This window comes from Comamonas sp. MYb396 (genome assembly GCF_037479555.1).
Classification (GTDB): Bacteria; Pseudomonadota; Gammaproteobacteria; order Burkholderiales; family Burkholderiaceae_C; genus Comamonas.
The window spans coordinates 369,979-390,711 of sequence record NZ_JBBGYU010000004.1 but is presented as its reverse complement, the minus strand read 5'-3'; the positions used below and the strand labels follow the sequence as shown (position 1 = coordinate 390,711).

The following is a 20,733-nucleotide window of genomic DNA, read 5'->3' as shown; positions in this document are numbered from 1 at the left end:
GGCCGGATTAGCGGCGGGCAGCCGCAGTGTCCACAGCGAACAGACCCTGGTCGTGCGCAGTGCCGTCCCAGTCGAAGGTGGACTTCTTCACCCCGAAGATGGACGAGGTGGTGATGATCACCTGGTTACCACGGTCGGCGGTTTCTTCGTGCCAGCCGTAGCGCATGCCAGTGCCAGGCGAGCCGAACGCGATCACACCAGCCTGCGCACCCATGAACAGTGCGCGCGCGGTTTCGACGTTGCCGCCAGCGCCGTGGTTGTTGTGACGGATCACGTTGCGGTGGCTGTGCAGGATCACGTTGCGGTGCATGCCCAGCGCCTGCTTGAACAGGGGCGACTTGGAGCCCAGCGCACCAGCGGCGGCCTTTTGCAGGTCCATCCATTCGCCGGTGGCGGAGTTGTTGCGCAGGTCGTCTTCCTGCCAGGTGTGCATCACCATGACATAGACTTCTTCGCCGTCCACCATGCAAGGCTGCATTACGGGCACGTTGGTAGCACCACCGCCTTGCACATCAGCGCGCGTCTTGGCAGCACCGATCACCTTCAGGCTCATCTTGTCGGTAGCGTCGATGTTGGCCACGGCCGTAGCATCGCCGCCGAACAAGTGCGCGTACACCGAGGGTGCAGTCAGAGGGTTGCCGGCCCGGCCCTGGTAGCCCAGCGGCAGCAGGAAGTTTTCATTCACGCCACGCGAGCCAGACAGGTAGGTGAAGTTCAGCTCATCGTGGAAACGGCCCCACCAGCTGGCTTGCTGGGTCTTGGCGCGCTCACGCAGGTTGTGCAGCGTGCGCTTGCGGGTCATGCGGCCGCCGGTGTTCACACCGCCGCGCGCCTGGTCGATGTACAGCTGGTCGGTGTAGAAGCGCTGCGCCTCTTCCTTGCCTTCCAGCGTGTCATCGCCTTCGACCGGCGCCATGCGCAGTTCGGCCAGCAGGTCATAGGTGATCAGGTCGCCCTGTTCCGATTCGAGATCGGTCAGCACCTGGATAGGCACGCGGGCACCTTGGCCCACGGCAGAAAACTTCTTGCCGAAGTAGGAAGCCTGCGAAGCTTCGAGGGTCAACTCGCCGGAAAAGCGCTTGACGGCACGGGGGCTGTTCACGCCCACAATGGTTTTACCCATGGATTGCTCCTAGTGGTTGCGAGCACTCCAGCGCCCCGGTTTGAAATTCATCAGCCCCATGGTGCGGGGCCTGACAGAAGCTACGATGGCAGGCTTGGCACGGGCCTTGCAGCTGCTGTGTTCTTTTTGATGACGGTGTCAGAGTCCGCCGAGATGGCCATACGGGCGGTCTTGCCCTTCTTGTATTCCAGCTCGATGCGCACGCCGCCGATGGTCAGCACGTCACCCGTGCGCAGCTCCATGGAGATGCGCCGGGTTTGGGGGGTCTTGTCAGCCGAAGTCATTGCACCCTTCAGGCCGAGCGCAGGTAACGCGCGTGCTTCTCGGGTGAACGGGTCTTCAAGTCCGACAGCGCGCGCTCATATTCCAGGCCTTCCAGCTTGTCCAATTCGGCAAACTCATTGCTGATCGGATCTGCATCACCTGCACCGCCTGGCACATCGGCCAGGGTGTTCACCACCTTGGAGGTGTCGGGTTTGCGGTTGGCTGCGCCGGGCTTCGCCGCCGTGGTCGGAATGCTGTGCAGCACCACCATGCGCTTGTGCGCTTCTTCCAGCAGCCAGCGCGAGGCGCGGTTTTCGTTGCCTGGCTGGGCCGCGATGGCACGCAGGAACGTGTCGAATTCCGCCTGCTTAGCCGTGTCCTTGGTGTAGTCGATGATGCCCAGCTCGGGAGACTTGGCGGCATCGGCGACAAAGGTGTTGATGGCGTCCAGCCAAGCATCGGCTTGGGACTGTTGGCGCATCTCTTCGGCGATGCTCGCGCGGTTCTTCAGGTCGCGCAGGCTGTCGCGCTTGTCTTCCAGCTCATCGAGCTTCGCCTCGTACTCATCGGCATCGATGTCGCCATCGTTGAGGCTGCGGCGCAGGGCGTGCATGGCCTTGCGATTGTCGGCCAGCTGCGTGTCCAGGTCATCCGGGACTGTGACCGAGTAGCCGCCCTTGGCTTTCGTCGCTGGCGTCGCCGCATCCTTGCCAGCTGCACCAGCATCTTCGTCGGGCTTGTCGGTAGGTTCAGGCTTTTTCTCGGGCTCGCCACCTTCGGGCTTCTTGTCAGCTTCGGGCTGCTTGCCGCCATCAGGCTTGCCACCCTTGTCAGCGTCGTCGCCGTCATCAGGCTTGCCCTTGCCAGCCTTGTCATCGTCGTTCTGATCGTCGTCGTTGTCGTTATCGTCGTCGTCTTTGTCGTCGCCGTCCAACGGACCCTGGCCCAGGGCCGCCAGCGCAGCGGCGTTGTCCGCGTCGGCGTCGTAGTCGTTGTCATCCATGGCTGCCAGCTCTTCGGCGGAAAGCAGACGGTTGCGATCTTCGGTGGTCATGATGTGCGCTCCTATTGGTTTGCGATTGCCGCGTTGCTCAGTCTTTCAGTCGCGGACGGTGTCACGACAATGGCAGGCTTGGTACGAGGCCAGGCCTCCTGCATCAGTCGCGCATCAGCAGCGTGCCCTTCAGCTTGGCGCGCGATTCCTGCACCACCTTCTGCCAGTCTTCCACCTGCAGCTGCCATTGCTTCGAATACGGCTGTGCAGGTTGTGGCGTACTCTGCGAGGGCGGGTCGGGCAGCGTCAGTGATGCGCTGGGGGAGCTTGGCAAAGTCGCCCCGCAGCCCTGCAGCAGTGCCGCGCACGTCAAGAATGAGAGTGCCCAGCTCTTGCTGCGCTTTCGCATTGGCGCTGTTGCCCGCTTGGAAGTTGGAGAGAGCATCAGTAAAACCTTTCTGAAAACCGGCCATGTCGCCCAGCACCTTCCGGGCCTCCTGCAGATCCTGGCCAGACGCATCCAGCTTCAGCTGGGCAATCTGCAGCTCGTAGCGATTGGCCTGCACATAGGCGGCACCGGTCGCGCCAATTGCTAAGGCCACGCCGGCAGCGATGAGGTGGGTGTACAGGCCGCCGATCAAGATTCAGCCTCCAGGCACAGTGCGCGCTCAGCCTGGCGGCGGTTCTGCAGGCCCTGCACAAACTTGCCGTCAGCGGTCGACCAGTTGGGCGCGCCAGAGGGCGTGCGGGCGATCAGGTTGCAGCCCTGCTCTACCCGCCCGGCGTTGATGCTCTGCACGGCCTGGGAGCCGCACGCGGCTGTCTTGCCGACGTTGATGGCGAACATCGTCAGGCCAATAAGGCGCTTGGCCGTCAGGTAGTCCCAGTTGGCACAGCCCAGCACGGCAAACCCATACTCCAGCAGGGTGGTCTTGTTCACCTCCCGGCATTGGTCATCGGTGAGCTTGTCGCCCACCGTGGCCTGCCAGTCCGTGCGGCCGGCGCAGAAGGTGGGCAGGCCCCGGGCCAGGCTGTCGGCATACACCCGCAGGATGTTCCCCTCCCAGCGCTCCAACGTGTTGTAGGCCAGCGGGCTTGTCAGCGCAGCCAGCAGTGCAGCAGGGATCACCCCTTTGCGCGCTACCGATGCGGGGATGCTTGGTGCCTTTGGCATTGGTACGGTCATACCTTGTCCCATTCCGTGCCGAATTCGTGGGCCATCCGGATCTCCATTTCGCGCTCTTCGCGCTTGGTCTTGCGCCAGGACCAATACTGTGTGCAGAACCAGCCCATGACACCGATGATCAGACCGCCGATCACTCCCCACTCAGAGATGGTCAGGCCGCTGACCACAGCCCCGACCGCGCCGCCGTATGCGGCTGCTTTGCCCGAGGCAATCGCCCCTGTTTCCACTGCATTGCTCATTTGGGTGTTACCTCGAATTGGCTCAGTTGTTTGTTCATTCCGTCCATGCGCTGACGGCTGGCGGCCTGGATCTCGGCTACACGCTCGCGCGAATCCGCCTCGATGCGGGCTACCTGTAGCCGCACATCGCCGTCGCTCTTGATCTGCAGGGTCTTGTTGGCCAGGTCAGCCTGTGCCTTGGCCAGCTGCTTTTGCACTTGGCCCAGCTCCAGGTCGGCATCGCGCTTCACAGTGGCGGCCACACCCTCCATCTGCTGGGCCAGCTCGGCATTGCCGCCGCCCGTGCGCAGCTGCTCGGCCTCGGCTTCCAGCTTCTGGGCGCGGGCATTGACCTCGCGCACCTTGGCCACCTGCTCCTCCAGCGCCGCGCGCGCCTGCTGCTGCTGCAGCTGCAGGGCTTCGGCCTGGGCCTGCATCTGCTCCTGCATTTGCTGCTGCTCTTCGGGCGTCAGCGGCTTATTGGGGTCGCGCTCGCCCGTCAGCTTGCGTAGCTCGTCCGCGATCGCGTCGTTGTTGGGCAGGTCGCTGTACTCCATGGCGATGGTCAGCAGGCGCATGGCCGCATCTGGTGGCATGCGGCCGGCCATCTGGTTCAGCGCATCGAACATCACCTGGCGCAGAGTGCCCGAGTAGTCCTGCTCAGACACCACGAAATCGGCCAGGCTGGCGGTGATGTCGTTCAGGTAGCGCACCGAGCCATCAGGCTGCTGCTCGGGCTGGTTGACCTTCACCCATTCCAAGGCGCCACGGTGCCCCGTCAGGCGGATGACCTTTTCTTCCGTGTACCACTGCTCCACCAGGGAGAGGAGCTTTTCGCCCTGCACCTGCACGGCAAAGCGCAGGTTGTCGAATGGCTGGGTGGTCACCACGCTACCCTGCATCTGCCGGGCCTTGATGGCCTCGCCGCTGCTGGCATTGGTCTGGCGGCCCAGGTTCTCGTTAGAGATGCCGGCATTCTTCTGGATGGCCTGCGCGTCCAGGGTCATCATCTGCACCTGGCCGGCAGCCAGCTCACTGTCGCGGTGCAGCTCCAGCTTCTTGTTTGGCTTCACGATGATCACGCCATCGGGCATATTCGCCTCCTCGCGCGTCTCGTTGATGTCCGCCACCGCGCCCTCTTCGGCAATGATCTGGTTGGTGCTCAGCGTGAACAGCGCCTTGCTGGCGCGCTTGTTCAGGTCCATCTGCAGATCACGCACACGGCGCACCACGCCATAGGGCATGCGGTCCCGGCCGCGCCGGTAGCACCAGATTGGTGTCAGGGTGAAGGTGTTGTGGCGCATGGGCATAGGGCCCATGGCCAGCAGGCGCTCTTCGGTCATGACGGCCACATGCATGCGCATCACCACGCAGTCAGTGATCGAGCCGCCAAAGGCCATCACCACCGCATTCAGGGCTTTGTCCCACTCTTCGATAAAGGAGCCCTTGAATGGGCCGCTGGATACCACGCGCGCCGATACCGGCATGCGGAATTGCGCCTCGATCAGGCGGACACGCTTGCGCGGCTCACCGCCCAGGTTGCCCCGGCCCGAGGACAGGAATCTGCCCGTGGTATCGCTGGTGTGCGAGCCTTTCACCTCGCCCTGGTAGTAAAACTCGTCCTCAGTCCACTGCGTGGCGCTGTACTGGTCATCGTGCATCGAGGCGCGCTGCAGGATGTCTGCCCGCTCCGGGTACATGGCCATGGCTACATCTTCATCCGTCCAGCGGGAGCGGAAGATATATCGTCCATCGGAAAGGTCGGGCTCCAGCGAGAACGAGTCGTGGATGACGTTGCGCCAGTCCTCGTACTTGTCGTAGATCACATCCTTGGTGGGGTCGTTGCGCACGCCAGAGTCCACCCAGCCGATGCCCACCTTGACAGCATCCTCGAATGCGCGGGAGCGGTTGTACTGGCTGCGGTTCAGGTCCGTGACGTACTTCAGGACCTTTGTTTTCACATCGGCCATCTCCACGTCGTCTTCGGTGCGCGGCAGCACCTTCCAGTCCACGCGTGCCCGGCGCTCGGTGCCAATGAGCCAGTCCACCATGGGGGCCACCTCATTGAACACCAGCGGGGCCTGGCCGCGCTCCTCCAGCTCGGCCGCGTCGGCGAAGTCCCACTGGTCCCCGTCGTAGAAATCGTGGTCCACCGCCATCTGCATGCGGTTCTCGGCCTGAATCTCGCGCTCACGGTAGTACCAGCCCATAAGCTTCTGGTGCCACTTGCGGGCCTCGGGGCGGTCCAGGACGTGTGCCGGCTGCTCGCTGCCCTCTTCTGTGGCGCCCTCGTCCACGTTGACGACGTTCTCACCAGGCGCATAGGCGCGGTTAGGGCGGAATTCAAAGTCAGGCATATTCCGCCCCCTTGTCTTCCGGCACGGTCAGAGCTTCCCGGGCCACTTCCTTTCCGTCCTGCTTGACGATCAGCTCACCGAACTCGCGCCCGGACTCTGGCTTGCTCCAGACAGGCTCAGACGGCATGCGGTACAGATCGGGCAGGCCTTCGTTCAGGATGGTGGCTACTCGAACCCAGTTTGCCCGGCTGGGCTCGATGCCCAGGACATCGCAGGCGACCTTGCACTGGCTGGCCAGGTACTTGGGGTCGTCGTACTTGTAGGCCGCGCTCTCCATGAGCACGTACCACGGCGACTTCGAGCGGTAAGCAGGGATCAGGACCAGCGCCCGCTCGGCGTTGATCCAGGTGTACACGGCGAGCAAGTCCCCGTGCTGGCGGTGAATGTGCGCTTTGCGCAGGTCGATACATGCAGGCATGCCCGCCACAGTGGCAGGCTTGGCACGCTATCGAGCCATTGCACCGCCGCGCCGGCGCAGTGCTTTTGCGCTGGTGGTGACGCCGTTGTCCATCAGCGGCACGGCCTGCCCGGCATAGCGCCACACGTCGGCGCCGTGGCTGGCGTCATCGTGCAGCGGCGCGCCTGGCTCACCGGTGCGCGGGTCGATCATCCGTTTGTAGCGCTTCATGCAGTCCAGGAACACATCGCACTCTTCCTCATCGATGTAGGCCTTGGGGAAGAGCGATCGCGCCAGGCGTATGCCTGCCTCGATGCCAGACACCGGCAGCACATGCGATGTGCGGCCCATGTCCTGCATGATGCCCTCCACGGTCGTGCCGCTCTTGTGGTCACCGGTGCGCGCGTCGTGCGGAAGGAAGTCGGTACCCCAGATCACATCCCACTCGTTCTCCAGCTGGATCACATAGTCCTCGACCGTGCGATGGCTGTCTTGGTAGTAGGCGATGCAGCGGAAGTCCATGTGCGTGCGCTGAATGAGCAAGATGGCCATGTAGTCGGCCCAGCCCAAGTCCCACACGGTATGCACGGGCAAGCGCGGGTCGTAGCTGACGCGGCACACGCGGCCCTGCTGGTAGAGCTTTTCGATCTCCTTGGCGTAGATCGCGCCGGCCGCAGTCCGCTTGGGCTTCCCGCCCCAGATATTCGAGTAGTTGTCGGGGTCGAGCAGCTTGCACTGGCGGCGCTCCAGGTCCAGCACATGGGGAAACCACGGGTTATCCCGCCAGTTGATCTCGCACAGCCAGACATCATCGCGCTTGGTCTTGATGAAGCGGCTGTATGTCTCGTCCGTCTCCATGTCCGGATTGAGGGTCAGCCAGATCTCGCTGCCCTCCTTCCGGATGGTGGGAGTGAGCACGTCCCAGGACTTCTTACTTACGCTGTGCGCTTCTTCCACCCAGACGATGTCCACACCTTCAAAGGACTTGATCGAGTCCACGGTGTGGCTCTGCAGGCCGCCGAACAGGAACAGGGAGCCATTGGCGCCCCGGATCTCTGTGTCCAGCACCTCAAAGAACGATTCCAGGCCCAGCCGCACAATGGCATCCTTCAACAGCCGGTGCACCGAGTCGCGCATGGACTTCTGAATTTCGCGGGCGCAAAGGATGCGCAGCGGCTTCTCGGCCGCCATCACCAGCAGCACCGAGGCCACCGACCAGGACTTACCGCCACCCCGGCCGCCGTACATCACCTTGTAGCGGCACGGCAGCCAGATGTCAGCCATCTTCTCCGGCAGCTGCAGCCGGGCGTGTGGCGGCTCAATCATCGTCATCTTCCACCGGTCCAGGCTTGACGAACTCGACGGCGATGCGCGCGCCGGCCCGGGCAGCCACGCCGACCAGCTCCTTTGAATCCATGCCGAACGCCGTGCGCTCCAGGTCCACCAGCTTGGCCAGGCTCTCGGCCAGAACCTTCATGGTCTTGGACCGCTCAGGCAGGGAGATAACCGCCTGGTACAGGTCGTTCAGCTTGTCGCGGCCTTTGTCGTCTGGCTTGTACAGCAGCTCGCCCAGTTGATCCAGCAGCTCCAAGGTCGCAGGGTCGGTCTGGCCTTCCAGCTCATCGAGCAGTGCATTCGTCAACTTCCGCGCCCGGCCGATGTCCTTGCGGTGAGCCAGTTGCACTGATGCGCGCTCCTTCGCCACACCGTCCACCATCTCACGCTCAGAAACAGCGCTCGCACTGTTAACAGGCTTGTTAACCGATGCCCTGTTAACCAGATCATCCGCTTTGGCCTGAATCTTGGCGGACAAGTCGCGCACCCAGCCATTCCTCTTGGCGTGCTTGCTGATGGTGACGTGGCTCACCCCTGACCCATCCGCTATCTCGCGCAGGCTCTTGATCCCAGCTCGATAGTCCAGCTCGATGCGCTCCCAATCCGGTTTTTCCTGCGTTGCATGCGTATTCTTCATGAACTGAGAGTGGCATGCTTGGCACGAACTCAAAAAAAAGCCTGGGCAAAATTCCCAGGCTTCATGTCCTCAACTTCTGACCAAACTATCAAGTCTTTTTCTTTGCAACATCTGCCAATGTGTCTACAAGCTTCACCAGCACTGGCTGCAGATCCACTCCATAAGAAGAAGATGAATCTGCGGGGCTACCAGCGAAAAAAGCCCGACGCGCAAGTTCAGCGCGGACCTTCAGCCCTTCTTCCCCTTCGAGGCCTTTTAGGAATGGATCTAGAGCTGCGAAATCTAATGAGGTTCGCCGCAATTCAATCGCTTGAGCCCGATGTTTGGCGGATTCTCTAGCTAAAAAAGCTGTTGGCACTGCGAACAATAAAGCGATAAGCACCTTGTTCGCAGAACTCTCCCATGTAAATGGCTGGTTTCTATAGAAATAAAACATTAATCCAATTATAATTATTGCCGCCGCCATCGATACCATTGCAGCTATTCGATGTCGATCTGCCGACTTCTCTTCCGTCTGCGCGCTACCAATATGCCCTTTGGATAACACTTCAGATGCCAACTGCCCTACTAGCTCAATAGCTTGATCTTTATAACCATCAAATTCCTCTAACCGCTTTTTTAGCGCATCGTTAGTGTTGTTGAATTCCTCTTGGAGTTTCGAAACTTCTCGCGTGAGAGCAGCCCGCATAGCATCCGCTTGCTGCCCTGTCAATTCCTCTATCCGCGCCACAGCTCTATCGGAACTTTCGCTCATCGCTTTTAGCCTTGCATCCATAGCAATGAACGAGCGGTCCATATCTTCGATTTGTGCTCTCAATCTTGCTAATCGAGATTCGTCGTCACCCTCGTTACCTTCGCTAGCTATAAACCCATTTCTAATCCTATAACCAGCTGAATTTGGAAGTCTTGCGCCACTACCGCAGTAGCTTTTTAAGTCATTGGATAATTCAGCAAGGGATGCGATTTCCTTGAATCTTGGGCCGCTAAAAAGCTGTGACCTACTTAGAATTGTTGCCATTTCAAGTCCAAGATCAGCAATATTATCCGCCATCACCAAAGCATTATGATTCAAGGTTGATATAGAATTGATGGATTCAAAACCAGAAATCAAATTACGTAGCTCTTGGTATTTATATGAAAAATCTTGAATAGAATCATTCTTTTCAATGGCCAATACCAGATTCAACCCGCCTGCACTGGCGCCTACATCACTCACCTTCTTATGCAAAACACTTGGCTCGATGGACGAAATTTGCACACTCATGACTTGTAAGTTTCAAAATACTAATTGAAACATTTTGCACTACTTTTGGTCAGAAATTTGGTACCGCTTCACCGGCTTGCGACCCGGCAACTCAACCTCAACTGCAACGATCAGCCGACTCTCCTTTAGATACACCAACGCCCAATCCACTTCCCCCTTGGAGCGGCCCAGAGCTAGGACCAGCTCGGAATGGTAGAAGCTGCGATGGGGGCTGGCCCGCAGGAAGCGCAGAAGCACATCGGTCCCGCTACCTGGCCGGATCACGCCCGGCGGCCGGGGGTTGTGCGCGCGGCTCTTGGGGGGCTCGGCCCTCGACCCCAACTGCCCAGCCATCCAGCTGATACCGTCACCGTTCAAGCACATCAGCCACCTCCTGCAGTTTTGGCAGATCCTTTGGCCATAGACCCATCATCTGGATCTTGCGGCTTGTGTCCGCGCCCCAGGCCTCGGCCACCAGAGCAGCGGCTGCCTTGGGGTACAGCTCGTATTGGTCGAACTTCGGGTGGCACCCCTTCACGCCTGGCCGGTCGCAGCACAGCGCAAAGCAGGTGCGATCGTCGGTTTTCAGGCCTGCGCCCTTGCCGTGATTGGCGTGTGCGGCCTGGCTGAACCCCACGATGCCGCACGCGCAGCATGGCAGGCTTGCCACGGCACGGCGGTAGTCCTCATTGCGCAGATGCTCGCCCTTTTTGATCGGTGGCACCGTGGCGCCGGCCGCGCTCGCATAGTTTGGGGCGCTGGCCAGAGGCTGGTGCACGGTCTTGGGCGCAGGGGCCCAGGCGGTTTGCCTGAATCCGCTGCGCTTCATCCGAGAATCTCCCCTGTATCCGGATCCACATCGCCGCGAGCAATTGCCGCCTCCCATTGATCGTAAGTAGCCGGAAAGGTCACCTTCAACTCAGTGGCCGCGAAGGCCTGCACGCGATCGATCAACTTGCTGTAGCCCCGGATGCCCAGGTCTTCGGTGCTGACGCGCTGGCGGCGGCGAGACTTGCGGCCGGTGAGCGGGTTAACCGTGGTGACGGTCTTGTGCCCCAGATATTCGTTGCGGAAATACTCCTTCCAAGTTTTGAGGTCGTAGGCCTGGCCCAGGGTATTTCTGGCCTGCTGCGCAATGGTCTTGAGCACCACGCCGTGGTAGTACTTGCGCTGGCGGTCAGTCTTGGCGTCCTCCCAAAGACTTGCCTCGATCACAAGCGCGCGCCCGGCCGCCAGCTGCTGCCCAACCCATGGAAGAAACGCGCCTTTGCAATTCGCCCTTCCCTGCTCGGCGTTGTGCCACTCGGTCCTAAAAAGAAGCTCAGCCATGTCGCACCTCCACTTTCACCATCCCGCCGATTTCCCCGGCACGCTCAATGCCGAAGCTCCAATGCTTGTCATCCACTCCCAGCACATCGGCCAGCCCATCGAGGCCGGACTTCATGCGCGCAAGGGCGTTGTCCAGGTCGAAGGCGCGGCGCGTGGGCGGGTAGAACGTGAGGTGCACATGCAGCTTGGCGACAGCCAGACGGTGAACGCCTTGAACCTGCGCCTGCAGCGCGCACGCCGCGCGGTAGGCCTTCTTGGCCTTGGCCAGGCGGGACCAGTGAACCCGCGCATTTGGGCTCAGGTCTTTGGGCGGCCAGGGCAGCGTGACCCGGACGATCACCACATCGGCTCCAGCTCCGCCGGCTGCGGCCGGAACCCCTTGGCCTTGAGCTGGGCCCGCACTGCCTCCCGCATCCCCGCCCAGGCCCCGGCCGCTTGCACGTCGTTCTCCAGCTGGGCGGCCTGCTCCCTGCTGTAGTGCCACCATCCCGGAGTCATGGCCAGCGTCACCAGCCAATCGCGTGTCCTTTGGAATTCGGTCATTTTTCTGGTTCATCGCATTAGTCCCGCGAAAGGGCTGCTGAAGTCCACCCACATCCGGTTTTGACGGACACCCTTGATAACGCTCAGGTGCACGCCGTATTCCTTGGCCAGCTCCTTGCCTGTCTTGGTGGACAGACGGATCTCCCTGGCCTTTTCCATGGTCAGCTTGGCCGATGGGCTGGCTCGCTTGGCGGCGGCCACCTTCATGCGGCGCGACAGCGAAGAAAACGCGCGACGCTTGGCAGCGGCCTGGCCTACCTTCGCCGTGGTCGAGCATTCGACGTGCAGCGGGTTGCAGCACAACTTGTCGTTGCAGGTGGTGATGACGGGTTGACGGGGCGCCGGCGGATTTCCGCTCAGCTCCGCCACCACGCGGCGGACATACAGGCACGGGCCGCCGCGCTTGATGATGGGATAGCCGCCTTTGCTGGTAGCGTCGCGCCAGATCCAGCAGGTGCCAATTTCGTCACAGCGGTCGTGGATCTCTTTGAGGGTGATTTCTGTTGTCATGGCTGGGTTGTCCTGTCTCGGGAAAATTTCAGGTTGCCCTGGCTGTTGCGCTCCAGGTAGCCATGGCGCAGCAGCCAGTCGACGTGGTACTGCGCCGCGTTGGGCGAGCGAAAGCCAAAGTGCCGGGCAATCACCGACATCGGCGGGGTCTGGTCGTTGTCCTTAAAAAAGGCGCGCATGAAGGTCAGCACCTCCAGCTGGCGGGGGGGAATCGTCTTCATGCCTGCAGCTCCTGTCCGGAAGCGTTGGCCAGCAAGTGCATGGCATGCGCTGGCAGCGAAGAAATCAGGGTCTTGCCGCCGGCATTGCCGTGCTGCAGCACTGCGATGGCCTTCTCACGGACCCCTACCAGCGCAGGACGAGGGAGCTTCAGCCCATGGCTGGTGTACTCATGGTCTGGCGAGCGGTCGCCCGGCAGACGGCGCATGTACTCAAACTGGCCGCGCTCGGTGTATGCGCGGTGTGCTTCCTGGAAACGGTGCTGCAGGTAGGACAGCTCGGCCGTCTCGGTGCGGCACACCTTGGGCCAGCCGCCCAGGTCCTCGATGGCGGCATGGATCGCAGGGTCGTCAAACACCACGTCGGTGTATGCGCCGATCGAAGACATTGCGCCCAGCACCTTGCCCCAGGCCAGCGCAGCGCGATCTGTCGTGGTGCCCTGCAGGACCTTGATGATGTCGGCCACTCGGGGCGCGAACCGGCCGCGATCTGGATCCGTCGCATGCCGGCGCAGCGAAGAGCTGACCTGCGCCATCTCGAAGGTATGCAGCGCCTCCCACCAGACGGTGAGCATGAACTCGCTGCAGTCCTTGCCGTAGTAGGCCATCACGTCGGTGAGGAGGTCGCGGAAGCCCTCCAGTTCGGAATCACGCATTTGCAGCACCTCCCATAGACCGGCCACCGCGCATCTTGTCGACCCACGACTGGCCGACAGCGCGGTTACGTGCCTCCAGCGCTTCTTGCTTGTTCAGGGATGTAGCGGGGCCGTGGGCCGCGCCTCGGAAGCTGGGCTTAGGTCCATCGCAGCGGCGGATCCAGTTGCGCCAGGTGGCTGCCCAGTCCAGTTTTTTGGCATCGGCACCAGCCTTTGCGCGCCAGAAGTCAGCGAAGCAATCAGCCTCCCGGCGCACGTCCTCAGGCGTCATGTCGGGCCGTGCCTGCAGTGCCCAGTCGCCCCAGGCCTTGAGCAGGGTCCAGTCATCAGGCAAGCGGGTAGCGGTAGCGGTCTTTGGCGTTTTTGCCGGAGCTGCAGGCGGAGGGTCAGCGGCAGCAGGACCACCACCAACATCTGCTAGTTCTTTAACTACTTCTTCTTTTTCTTTATCTATATCTGTATCTATATCTGTACGCGTGACATCGTGACCGGTCACGCGTGACTTGTCCGTGACGCCTTCGGAAGCCGCACCAGTCTTAGCTTTGGCCCGTTGGCGGCGCTTGCGCTCGGCAGCGGTGGGGTCTGTGTCGCTGCGCATCTGGCGGGCGTTCCAGTTCAGCGGCTGCAGCGTCTCGCGCTCGACCAAACCGACCTCGGCCAGGCGGCGCGCCACCTCTTCGAGCGTACGGGTGTCGATGCCCATCTTTACGGCCACCTTGCGCAGCAGCAGCGGACCGGCGTCGTCCAGCACGCCCTGCCCCTTGAGGCACAGCAGAGCCATGAAGTGCCAGCGGTCCTCAAAGGCCAGCAGACGCAGCTTTTCGTCATCAATCATTTCCGTGTAGGCACGGAACCATGGCAAAGGGGTGCTCATGCGTTCCCCTTGATCTGCGCCGACACCCACACGATCGCATTGCGTCCGCCCAGGGTCTTGCGGCGTTGGCCGCTGTCCACCACCAGCTTTTCTTCCACCAGCTTCACGCGGCGCGGGCGCTGGGTGTTCGGCCCGATCATTAGCTTGTGGGCGCACTCTTCGTCAGTCATGCCGTGCACGCCTGCCTTCTGGATGGCGTCCAGCACCTTGGCCTTGAAGGTGTGCGCGCCATCAGCGATGGCCTCGGCCGCTGAGCGGGATGTGTCGCTGTGTATTTGGTACGGAGTTTCGATCATTGTTGGCCGCTCCCCTCACCGGTCTGGCGCTTGTCAGACAAAGAGAAGACCCGGCCGTAGCGTTGCTGGATCAGACTGCGTACATGGTCAACACCACACACATCAACAGCGACGACGAATTCGAGGTACTCGGACTCGGACTGGAATCCCTCGTCCATCCATTTGCGGCGCGCAAGCTCCTTGAGCTCGTCGGAAATCCGAGACTCCAACTTCTCAGTTTTCTTGCCGCCAATGAGGGAGCGAGAGAATGGGATCGGGGTGAAATCGTCTGTCATAGCGTGATCCTTGTGGACAGCGCGGGCGTAGCTCGGCCCGCGTATCGGTTTGAATTTGTTGGTGAGAACGTGTCCGCAAGCAGCGCTGCCCGTAGAGCGCTCTCACGTCGAATGCGCCGTCAATGCGGCGGTTTATGAAGGCGGGTGCCCACCACCTCCTGGGGCAGAATGGAAGTTCCACAACGACCATCCCCAGGAGGGGCAGACATGAAAAAACTGACGATTCCGCAAGCAAGGTTGGAGCTCGATGCACTCATCAACCAACAGCTGACCGGACAAGCCAACCACTTTCTTCGGGAGCGACTGGCCCAATACATGAACGCGGTAGAAGCAGCCATCAACGACCTCCAGCAGCAGGTCGATCAGATTCGCCAGACAAAAAACTGAAAATTTGCTCAGCAAGCTCGATTGCTTGGTGCGCAGACTCAGCATCAGAGCAGGCTCGAACCAGTACGCACGCCAAACGTGAGCGCAGCAATGGGTTTGCTGCCCAGCGCTGCATGGCTGGCAGAAGCACCAGCGCATCCTTAATTTGCTGGCGGACACTTGGCACCGCACTCAGCAGGCGAGCTGCCTCAAAGGCCTGCCAGCGAAGGCGGGTGAGCAATACCTCGTCATCTGTCAAGGCACCGAAACTGATCCCATGCTCTTCGACATTGACTGCAAAGTCGGCATTCATATTGGGACGGCTTGTCTCAGCCATGGACCACCTCCTCTTGGCTGGCAAGTTCTGGCCAGAAGCGAGGCCAGTCACTGGGCTTCAAATCCTTCCGCGTCACCACGCCAGAGGTTGCAGCTTCAATGGCTACACAGCGCCCGACTGGTACGGGACGTTCCCCAGACACCCAACGTGACACGTCGGGGGTCGGTGCGCCGATCTGTTTTGCGAGGGCGGTAATTGCGCCCCTGCCCTGGGCGTTGATGTAGTCGGATAGGGTCATGCAGTGCATTGTAGCCTTATGCTAAATGTCACTCAAGCTTTTTGCTCATTCAATTTGTTAGCCAAATGCTATTTAATCTAGCCATGAAGAGCATTGATGACATCCGCCGTGAAAATCTCCAAGCACTGGAGCGCCAGTTCGGAAGCTTGAAAAATCTTGCTGACGCCTTGGAGCGAAGCGAATCACAGGTCTCTCAATGGAAAAATGGTGCAATCAACTCCGCTACAGGCAAGCCACGCGGTATGCGCACTGAAACCGCACGGTTCATTGAGGAGAAATCCGGAGTGCGCCCCGGTTGGCTTGACACTGATCACTCTAATGAAGCGTTATCCGACAAGGATCGGAAACGACAATTCGATAGCAACGTGAAGATGGTTCCAGTGGGCGTACGTAGCTATCCTGTAATTTCCTTGATACAGGCTGGTCTACTTAAAGAGATTTCTGACCCCTATGCCCCAGGTGATGGATTCGATATAGAGTACGGTGATGACGACGCCTCTTCTTGGGCAGTCTTCCTGCAAATCGAGGGAGACTCTATGCTGCCTGATTTCAGACCCGGAGATCGCGTGCGAATCGACCCGGACGTGATTCCACGACCCGGCGATTTCGTAGCCGCCCGCAACACCAAGCAGGAAGCCACCTTTAAAAAGTATCGGGTACGGGGTATCGATGAAAGTGGACAAGAGATTTTCGAGCTTGTACCACTCAATCCTGACTACCCAATCCTAAGAAGTGATGAGCATCATCTAGTTGTCATTGGAACGATGACCGAGCATCGTCGTCGTTTCCGGCGGACCTAACTACAAATGATCGCACTTTCCAAACGAGGAATCGTTGTAGCTGGAATAGTCTGGCTCGTTCTCTCATTCGTTTTTTCAGGGGAAGCCTCCTGCGTTCAAGCGGGTGCTTTTTGCGATCGTAGCGATCTCTTGTTAGCTGCCATTGCGGGAGTTTGTTTTTTGGTCCCCTCCTGGTTAGCTGTCAGCATCCTCAGCCAGATCTTTCCGTCTTTGGGTCACGAGAAAAATTAAAATCACTCATTTACCTATTAAAAACAACCATATATAAGCTAAACAACTGCATGATTTCTAAAGTATAGGCCTAGATGCCAACAATGAGACCTCGGTAGCATTGCGAAAACTATTGAGCCGTCCCAGCCGCCTTCCAAGGCGGCTTTTTCACGTCTTGATAGCAAATTTTCAAGAAATGTAGCTATAAGCTATTGACATGACTTTTAGCCTTTTGCTAAAGTTCACCCATCGACGCAGTAACTGCGGCGAAGGGAGCCAGGATCACCAGCCCCCGAAGACCCCGGGGGGATCGCCCGGGCTTCTAAGAGACGGGCTAGAACCCGCATGGGGGCGAAAGGATCACGCAGCTAAGGCTAGTAGGCTGGTGAGAAACCAGATAGGACCGTGGATACGGGGAAACAAACGAACGAGATGGCAGCTGCGGCACCGGTCCCTGGGTGTGTACGGGGTGAGGCAAACAGGGTTGCCGAGAAAAGGAAATCCCAGCGTGAAAACGCACTGCCCTTTGCGACAGGGGCAAATCAAAAGCTTCGGATGCCGGTGCTTCTGATTTCATCCAAGAAATACTCTGTTACGATTGAACGACATCGTCCAGTTAAAGAACCAAGACCCTCCCGCCTGTGACCCCACAGGCGCTTAAGCCACTTTCACCGGTGGCTTTTTTTTGTCCAAGGAGCGCTGTTTCGGAACATTCAGCGCCTTGCCCGCCTCCAGCGGGCTTTTTTATTTGGGGCTTTCATATGACCTATGCACTCTCCCGCGCTCAGGCCGGCTATGACGGAATGCTGCCCGACGATCCACCTACTGATCCAGAGCGTGAACGGCTGGAAGAACAAAATGCCCAGCTGCTGGCAATCATCAAGGCCTACCAGGAAATTGGCACCGAAGCAGCGGACAAGCTGGACCGCGTGACGCCGGCCGGCGGCCACCGTGTACGCCGCGTGCTGGGTGAGCTGCAGGAGGATCTCGCGTGCGTCATCCACTGAACCGCTCCACCCCTCGAACGATGGAAGAAGCATGGGGCCGGGGCGCCGCCTACTTTGACCCGTTTGAACGCTACACCAGGCCGCTGCACAAGCGGCCTTTCTTTTGGCTGGGCCTGGCCGCCGCGCTGGTCCTGATCGCATTTATCTGGAGCCGCTATGCGTAAAAACGCAATCCACACAGCTTGGATGCTGGCCGCCCTGCTGGCGGTGATCTTCTTTTCCGACCCAGGCACTGACCTGGCCGTCGAACAAGCCACGGCTGCCGATGTGCAGGACGCCGTGCACACCGCCCAGCAGGTGGCGCTGAGCACCAAGAAAGGAACCGATCAATGAAGCTCCCCCTCTGGGTCCTGCTCTATATCGCGGTCAACGTGACGGCCATCGCGGCCGTACACCTCATCGCCAAAACCAACATCGCATTCCTGTAACGCCATGAACGAAGTCACCACCCGCCCCCCAGCCCCTGCCCTGCCCCTGCAGCAGGACAACAGTGAAGCCGCCAAGCTGACCCGAGCCATCATCGCCGCGGCGAAGAATCCAGAAATCCAGATGGACAAGATGGAGCGCCTGCTGGACCTGCACGAACGCATCACGGCCAAGGAGGCCGAGCAGCAATTCAACACAGCCATGGTGGGCGCGCAGTCGCAGATGGGCCGGATCGCTGCAGACGCAGTGAACCCGCAGACGCGCAGCCAGTATGCCAGCTACGCGCAGCTGGACCGTTACCTGCGCCCCTTGTACACGGCCTCGGGCTTTTCTCTCAGCTTTGACGAGGGCGAAGGCGCAGCGGAAGGCTTTGTGCGCGTGGTCTGCTACGTGGCCCACATCGGCGGCCACACCCGCACCTACCACTGTGACATCCCTGCCGATGGCAAGGGCGCCAAGGGCGGCGATGTCATGACCCGCACGCACGCCGTGGGCTCGGGCAAGAGCTACGGCAAGCGCTACCTGCTCAAGGACATCTTCAACGTGGCGGTGGGCGAAGACGACGACGACGGCAACGCTGCTGGTTACACCGATACCCGCACCTCTGAAGCACAGATCGCATTTGACGGCTACATGCAAAGGATCAGCGGCTGTAGCGATTCCGAGGCCGCAGGATTGTGGCAAGAGGGATCGGTGGTGCTGGCCAACTTCAAGCGGCGCGATCTGTACGAGCGCCTCAAAACCGCAATCATCGGACATCGGAAAGGTCTGCAGTAATGATCACCCTCAACTACCCCCAAGGCTCCGATGATTGGCTGCGTGCACGGACGGGTGTTTGCACCGCCTCGCGCTTTTCCGATGCTCGGCAGCGCATCGGTGGACTCACGGAACAACAGCGCACCTATGTCGATGCACTCAAAGCAGGTCTGCCCGAACTCGAAGCGCGCACCAAGGCGGGCTACAAGGCCAAGCCAAGCGCGGGAAGCATAAGCAAAGCGCTTGCCGGGGAGCGCACTGACGAGCCTGGATCCGAAGCAGTGAAGTATGCCTGGCTGATCGCCATGGAGACTATCAGCGGCACTCCACTGGACGATTCCTTCGTCACCTATGCCATGCGACGAGGGCGCGAACTTGAGCCCCAGGCCCGCATGATCTATGAAACCAGGACCGGGGCGTTGGTTGAAGAAGTCAGCCTTATCTTGACCGAGGACTCCCGCTTCGGATACAGCGCTGACGGCACCGTGGACAGTGATGGCCTGATCGAAATCAAGTGCCCAATGGCATGCGACAAGTTGGGCCAGGTATGGGCCAACCCAGAAAGCGCCCACCTCGAATACATCGACCAGATCAACGGCGGCCTCTGGATTACGGGCCGCCAATGGTGTGATCTGGTGGTGTATTGCCCTTGGCTGGAGTCCGTAGGCAAGGATCTGTTCATCAAACGGATCTTCCGCGATGAAGACGCTATTGAAGAGCTTGAATCTGACCTGGTCGAGTTTCTTCACATGGTTGACGCAAACCTCAATATCCTGCGCCGCCCCACAAGCACTACCAGCATGATCTGGCGGCCCAGCGACATCAAAACGAGCGTGATTTCTTCCCCCGTGACACCGGCTGAAGCCCATGAGGCTCGAAACGCCGTGATCGCCGACCCATTTGCCGCATGAGGACGCCATGAGCAACGAATTGACCACCACCGCCCTGGGCACCCCCAGCATCAACGACGCCGCCCTGGCCCTGTTCACGCCCTTGGAGGCGGACATGACCGTCCTGGCCGCCAAGTACCGCAACGTGGCCTACGACATGACCACCACCAAGGGAGCCAAGGCTGCGCGCGATGCGCGCCTGGAGCTGCGCGAGTCTGGCCGCTTCGCCATCCAGCGCCTGCGCGACCAGACTAAGGGGCACCTGAACGACTGCAAGACGGTGATCGAGACTGAGGCTACCCGCCTGATTGCCATCGTGGAGCCCGCAGAGGTCGCAATCGACAAGCAGATCAAGGCCCATGAGCAGAAGCTGGCTGACGAGAAAGCCGCCAAGGAAAAGGCCGAGGCCGCGCGCTTGCAGAAACACACCGATGCCATCGCCACGATTGCGGGCTACTCTGACAAGGCGCGCGGCCTGGCGGTGGAGCGCATTGAGGCGGGCATTACCTACGTGCGCGGCATCGACGTGAGCGCTGCGGTGTTTGAGGAGTTCGCCGAGCGCGCTGCTGGCGAGAAGGCCGCGACCATCGCCCGCCTGGAGCAGATGGCGGCCGACCGCCGCACAGCTGACGCGGCCGAGGCTCAGCGGGTGGAAAACGAGCGCGTGGCGGCAGAGCTGGCCGCGCAGCAGCGCCTGCTGGACGAACGAGCCGCCGAGCTGGCCCGCCAGCGTGAGGCCATGGCGCCCGCGCCGCAAGCGGCACCAGTGGCGGCACCTGCGCCGGCGCCCGCCGCCGTCGCGCGCCCAGCACCTGCCGCTATGTCGCAATCTGCCGCTCACGCCGCCGCTGCGGCGCCGGCAGCGCCTGCCAGCAGCACGGATTGCGCGCCGGCCGCCGTAGTGGATCCAGCTACACGCGTCACCCTGGGCCAGATCAAGACCTTGATCGCGCCGCTGAGCATCGACGCCGCCGGCCTGGCGCAGCTGGGCTTCCCCCATGTGGCCACCGAGAAGGCATCCAAGCTGTACCGCGCCTGCGATCTGCCTGCCATCCGCGATGCCATGGTCAAACACCTGGCCACCCTGGACCTTGAACAGTCAGTAACGGCCTGACTGCCCCCCAACCTCCCCGGGGGCCCCCCCCGGGGGGGGCCGCGGGGAATTTTGTAGCCAAAAAGTTAAAAAATAAAGAAAAAAAAAAAAATACAAATAAAGCACCCCCCCCCCCGGGAGCGACCACCCGCCCG

General features: G+C 60.6%; 31 protein-coding genes. 8 read left to right on the top strand and 23 right to left on the bottom strand.

Annotation, left to right across the window (positions count from 1 at the left end; translation table 11 throughout):
* Window positions 1-7: 7 nt before the first annotated feature.
* The 21 genes from WH265_RS12115 to WH265_RS12015 all read right to left on the bottom strand — a co-directional run bounded on the left by WH265_RS12115 (window position 8) and on the right by WH265_RS12015 (window position 14,455).
* Window positions 8-1,123, bottom strand: a complete 1,116-nt coding sequence (locus tag WH265_RS12115) for a N4-gp56 family major capsid protein (protein ID WP_339558433.1) — start codon at window positions 1,121-1,123, stop codon at window positions 8-10.
* Between the two features lie 80 nt (window positions 1,124-1,203).
* The gene (locus WH265_RS12110) at window positions 1,204-1,407 is read right to left on the bottom strand and encodes a hypothetical protein (protein ID WP_339558432.1); all 204 of its coding nucleotides are present in this window, start codon (window positions 1,405-1,407) and stop codon (window positions 1,204-1,206) included.
* Between the two features lie 8 nt (window positions 1,408-1,415).
* Window positions 1,416-2,441, bottom strand: a complete 1,026-nt coding sequence (locus WH265_RS12105) for a hypothetical protein (RefSeq protein ID WP_339558431.1) — start codon at window positions 2,439-2,441, stop codon at window positions 1,416-1,418.
* A gap of 11 nt (window positions 2,442-2,452) precedes the next feature.
* A complete protein-coding gene (locus WH265_RS12100) occupies window positions 2,453-3,022 on the bottom strand; it encodes a hypothetical protein (RefSeq protein WP_339558430.1) in 570 nt (189 codons plus the stop codon).
* Window positions 3,019-3,555, bottom strand: coding sequence for a lysozyme (locus tag WH265_RS12095; protein WP_339558429.1), 537 nt, complete (start codon window positions 3,553-3,555; stop codon window positions 3,019-3,021). The genes WH265_RS12100 and WH265_RS12095 overlap by 4 nt, the downstream gene beginning before the upstream one ends.
* Window positions 3,556-3,563: 8 nt before the next feature.
* Window positions 3,564-3,806, bottom strand: a complete 243-nt coding sequence (locus WH265_RS12090; protein WP_339558428.1) for a hypothetical protein — start codon at window positions 3,804-3,806, stop codon at window positions 3,564-3,566.
* Entirely contained in the window at window positions 3,803-6,142 is a 2,340-nt protein-coding gene (locus tag WH265_RS12085; protein WP_339558427.1) for a portal protein, read from the bottom strand. Before WH265_RS12085 ends, WH265_RS12090 begins: the two co-directional genes overlap by 4 nt.
* On the bottom strand, window positions 6,135-6,497 hold the full coding sequence (locus WH265_RS12080) for a hypothetical protein (protein WP_339558426.1): 363 nt from the start codon (window positions 6,495-6,497) through the stop codon (window positions 6,135-6,137). Before WH265_RS12080 ends, WH265_RS12085 begins: the two co-directional genes overlap by 8 nt.
* Before the next feature lie 90 nt (window positions 6,498-6,587).
* The gene (locus tag WH265_RS12075; protein WP_339558425.1) at window positions 6,588-7,865 is read right to left on the bottom strand and encodes a PBSX family phage terminase large subunit; all 1,278 of its coding nucleotides are present in this window, start codon (window positions 7,863-7,865) and stop codon (window positions 6,588-6,590) included.
* A complete protein-coding gene (locus tag WH265_RS12070) occupies window positions 7,858-8,511 on the bottom strand; it encodes a helix-turn-helix domain-containing protein (protein ID WP_339558424.1) in 654 nt (217 codons plus the stop codon). The genes WH265_RS12075 and WH265_RS12070 overlap by 8 nt, the downstream gene beginning before the upstream one ends.
* An 88-nt stretch (window positions 8,512-8,599) precedes the next feature.
* Window positions 8,600-9,775 (bottom strand): hypothetical protein, encoded by a 1,176-nt coding sequence (locus tag WH265_RS12065; protein WP_339558423.1) that lies wholly within the window; start codon window positions 9,773-9,775, stop codon window positions 8,600-8,602.
* A gap of 346 nt (window positions 9,776-10,121) precedes the next feature.
* Window positions 10,122-10,583: a hypothetical protein gene (locus tag WH265_RS12060; protein ID WP_339558422.1), complete on the bottom strand. Its 462-nt coding sequence runs from the start codon at window positions 10,581-10,583 to the stop codon at window positions 10,122-10,124.
* Window positions 10,580-11,083: a hypothetical protein gene (locus WH265_RS12055; RefSeq protein ID WP_339558421.1), complete on the bottom strand. Its 504-nt coding sequence runs from the start codon at window positions 11,081-11,083 to the stop codon at window positions 10,580-10,582. Before WH265_RS12055 ends, WH265_RS12060 begins: the two co-directional genes overlap by 4 nt.
* Window positions 11,076-11,426, bottom strand: a complete 351-nt coding sequence (locus WH265_RS12050) for an endonuclease (RefSeq protein WP_339558420.1) — start codon at window positions 11,424-11,426, stop codon at window positions 11,076-11,078. Before WH265_RS12050 ends, WH265_RS12055 begins: the two co-directional genes overlap by 8 nt.
* Window positions 11,420-11,626 carry a hypothetical protein gene (locus WH265_RS12045; RefSeq protein ID WP_339558419.1) on the bottom strand — a complete coding sequence of 69 codons (207 nt, stop codon included), beginning with the start codon at window positions 11,624-11,626 and terminating at the stop codon, window positions 11,420-11,422. The genes WH265_RS12050 and WH265_RS12045 overlap by 7 nt, the downstream gene beginning before the upstream one ends.
* Window positions 11,627-11,635: 9 nt before the next feature.
* Window positions 11,636-12,136: a hypothetical protein gene (locus WH265_RS12040; protein ID WP_339558418.1), complete on the bottom strand. Its 501-nt coding sequence runs from the start codon at window positions 12,134-12,136 to the stop codon at window positions 11,636-11,638.
* Window positions 12,133-12,357, bottom strand: coding sequence for a hypothetical protein (locus WH265_RS12035; protein WP_339558417.1), 225 nt, complete (start codon window positions 12,355-12,357; stop codon window positions 12,133-12,135). The genes WH265_RS12040 and WH265_RS12035 overlap by 4 nt, the downstream gene beginning before the upstream one ends.
* Window positions 12,354-13,010 (bottom strand): DUF6475 domain-containing protein, encoded by a 657-nt coding sequence (locus WH265_RS12030; protein WP_339558416.1) that lies wholly within the window; start codon window positions 13,008-13,010, stop codon window positions 12,354-12,356. The genes WH265_RS12035 and WH265_RS12030 overlap by 4 nt, the downstream gene beginning before the upstream one ends.
* Window positions 13,003-13,884, bottom strand: a complete 882-nt coding sequence (locus WH265_RS12025) for a hypothetical protein (RefSeq protein ID WP_339558415.1) — start codon at window positions 13,882-13,884, stop codon at window positions 13,003-13,005. The genes WH265_RS12030 and WH265_RS12025 overlap by 8 nt, the downstream gene beginning before the upstream one ends.
* Window positions 13,881-14,180: a hypothetical protein gene (locus WH265_RS12020; protein ID WP_339558414.1), complete on the bottom strand. Its 300-nt coding sequence runs from the start codon at window positions 14,178-14,180 to the stop codon at window positions 13,881-13,883. The genes WH265_RS12025 and WH265_RS12020 overlap by 4 nt, the downstream gene beginning before the upstream one ends.
* Window positions 14,177-14,455, bottom strand: coding sequence for a hypothetical protein (locus tag WH265_RS12015; RefSeq protein ID WP_339558413.1), 279 nt, complete (start codon window positions 14,453-14,455; stop codon window positions 14,177-14,179). Before WH265_RS12015 ends, WH265_RS12020 begins: the two co-directional genes overlap by 4 nt.
* Window positions 14,456-14,662: 207 nt before the next feature.
* Between WH265_RS12015 and WH265_RS12010 the strand changes: the two genes are divergently transcribed.
* The gene (locus WH265_RS12010) at window positions 14,663-14,842 is read left to right on the top strand and encodes a hypothetical protein (RefSeq protein WP_339558412.1); all 180 of its coding nucleotides are present in this window, start codon (window positions 14,663-14,665) and stop codon (window positions 14,840-14,842) included.
* On the opposite strand, the gene WH265_RS12005 is transcribed toward WH265_RS12010, so the two are convergent.
* Together WH265_RS12005 and WH265_RS12000 are read right to left on the bottom strand one after the other, a co-directional pair.
* Window positions 14,793-15,158 (bottom strand): hypothetical protein, encoded by a 366-nt coding sequence (locus WH265_RS12005; RefSeq protein WP_339558411.1) that lies wholly within the window; start codon window positions 15,156-15,158, stop codon window positions 14,793-14,795. The genes WH265_RS12010 and WH265_RS12005 overlap by 50 nt on opposite strands.
* Entirely contained in the window at window positions 15,151-15,396 is a 246-nt protein-coding gene (locus WH265_RS12000; RefSeq protein WP_339558410.1) for a transcriptional regulator, read from the bottom strand. The genes WH265_RS12005 and WH265_RS12000 overlap by 8 nt, the downstream gene beginning before the upstream one ends.
* 83 nt (window positions 15,397-15,479) lie before the next feature.
* On the opposite strand from WH265_RS12000, the gene WH265_RS11995 reads away from it, so the two are divergent.
* The 7 genes from WH265_RS11995 to WH265_RS11965 all read left to right on the top strand — a co-directional run bounded on the left by WH265_RS11995 (window position 15,480) and on the right by WH265_RS11965 (window position 20,599).
* Complete coding sequence (locus WH265_RS11995) at window positions 15,480-16,196, top strand: S24 family peptidase (RefSeq protein ID WP_312531347.1); 717 nt, start codon at window positions 15,480-15,482, stop codon at window positions 16,194-16,196.
* Between the two features lie 971 nt (window positions 16,197-17,167).
* Window positions 17,168-17,413, top strand: coding sequence for a hypothetical protein (locus WH265_RS11990; protein ID WP_339558409.1), 246 nt, complete (start codon window positions 17,168-17,170; stop codon window positions 17,411-17,413).
* A gap of 20 nt (window positions 17,414-17,433) precedes the next feature.
* A complete protein-coding gene (locus WH265_RS11985; RefSeq protein ID WP_312463515.1) occupies window positions 17,434-17,577 on the top strand; it encodes a hypothetical protein in 144 nt (47 codons plus the stop codon).
* Window positions 17,570-17,746 carry a hypothetical protein gene (locus tag WH265_RS11980; RefSeq protein ID WP_339558408.1) on the top strand — a complete coding sequence of 59 codons (177 nt, stop codon included), beginning with the start codon at window positions 17,570-17,572 and terminating at the stop codon, window positions 17,744-17,746. Before WH265_RS11985 ends, WH265_RS11980 begins: the two co-directional genes overlap by 8 nt.
* 99 nt (window positions 17,747-17,845) lie before the next feature.
* The gene (locus WH265_RS11975) at window positions 17,846-18,616 is read left to right on the top strand and encodes an ERF family protein (RefSeq protein ID WP_339558407.1); all 771 of its coding nucleotides are present in this window, start codon (window positions 17,846-17,848) and stop codon (window positions 18,614-18,616) included.
* Window positions 18,616-19,506: a lambda exonuclease family protein gene (locus WH265_RS11970; RefSeq protein WP_339558406.1), complete on the top strand. Its 891-nt coding sequence runs from the start codon at window positions 18,616-18,618 to the stop codon at window positions 19,504-19,506. Before WH265_RS11975 ends, WH265_RS11970 begins: the two co-directional genes overlap by 1 nt.
* A 7-nt stretch (window positions 19,507-19,513) precedes the next feature.
* Window positions 19,514-20,599 carry a hypothetical protein gene (locus WH265_RS11965; protein WP_339558405.1) on the top strand — a complete coding sequence of 362 codons (1,086 nt, stop codon included), beginning with the start codon at window positions 19,514-19,516 and terminating at the stop codon, window positions 20,597-20,599.
* Window positions 20,600-20,733 lie beyond the last annotated feature (134 nt).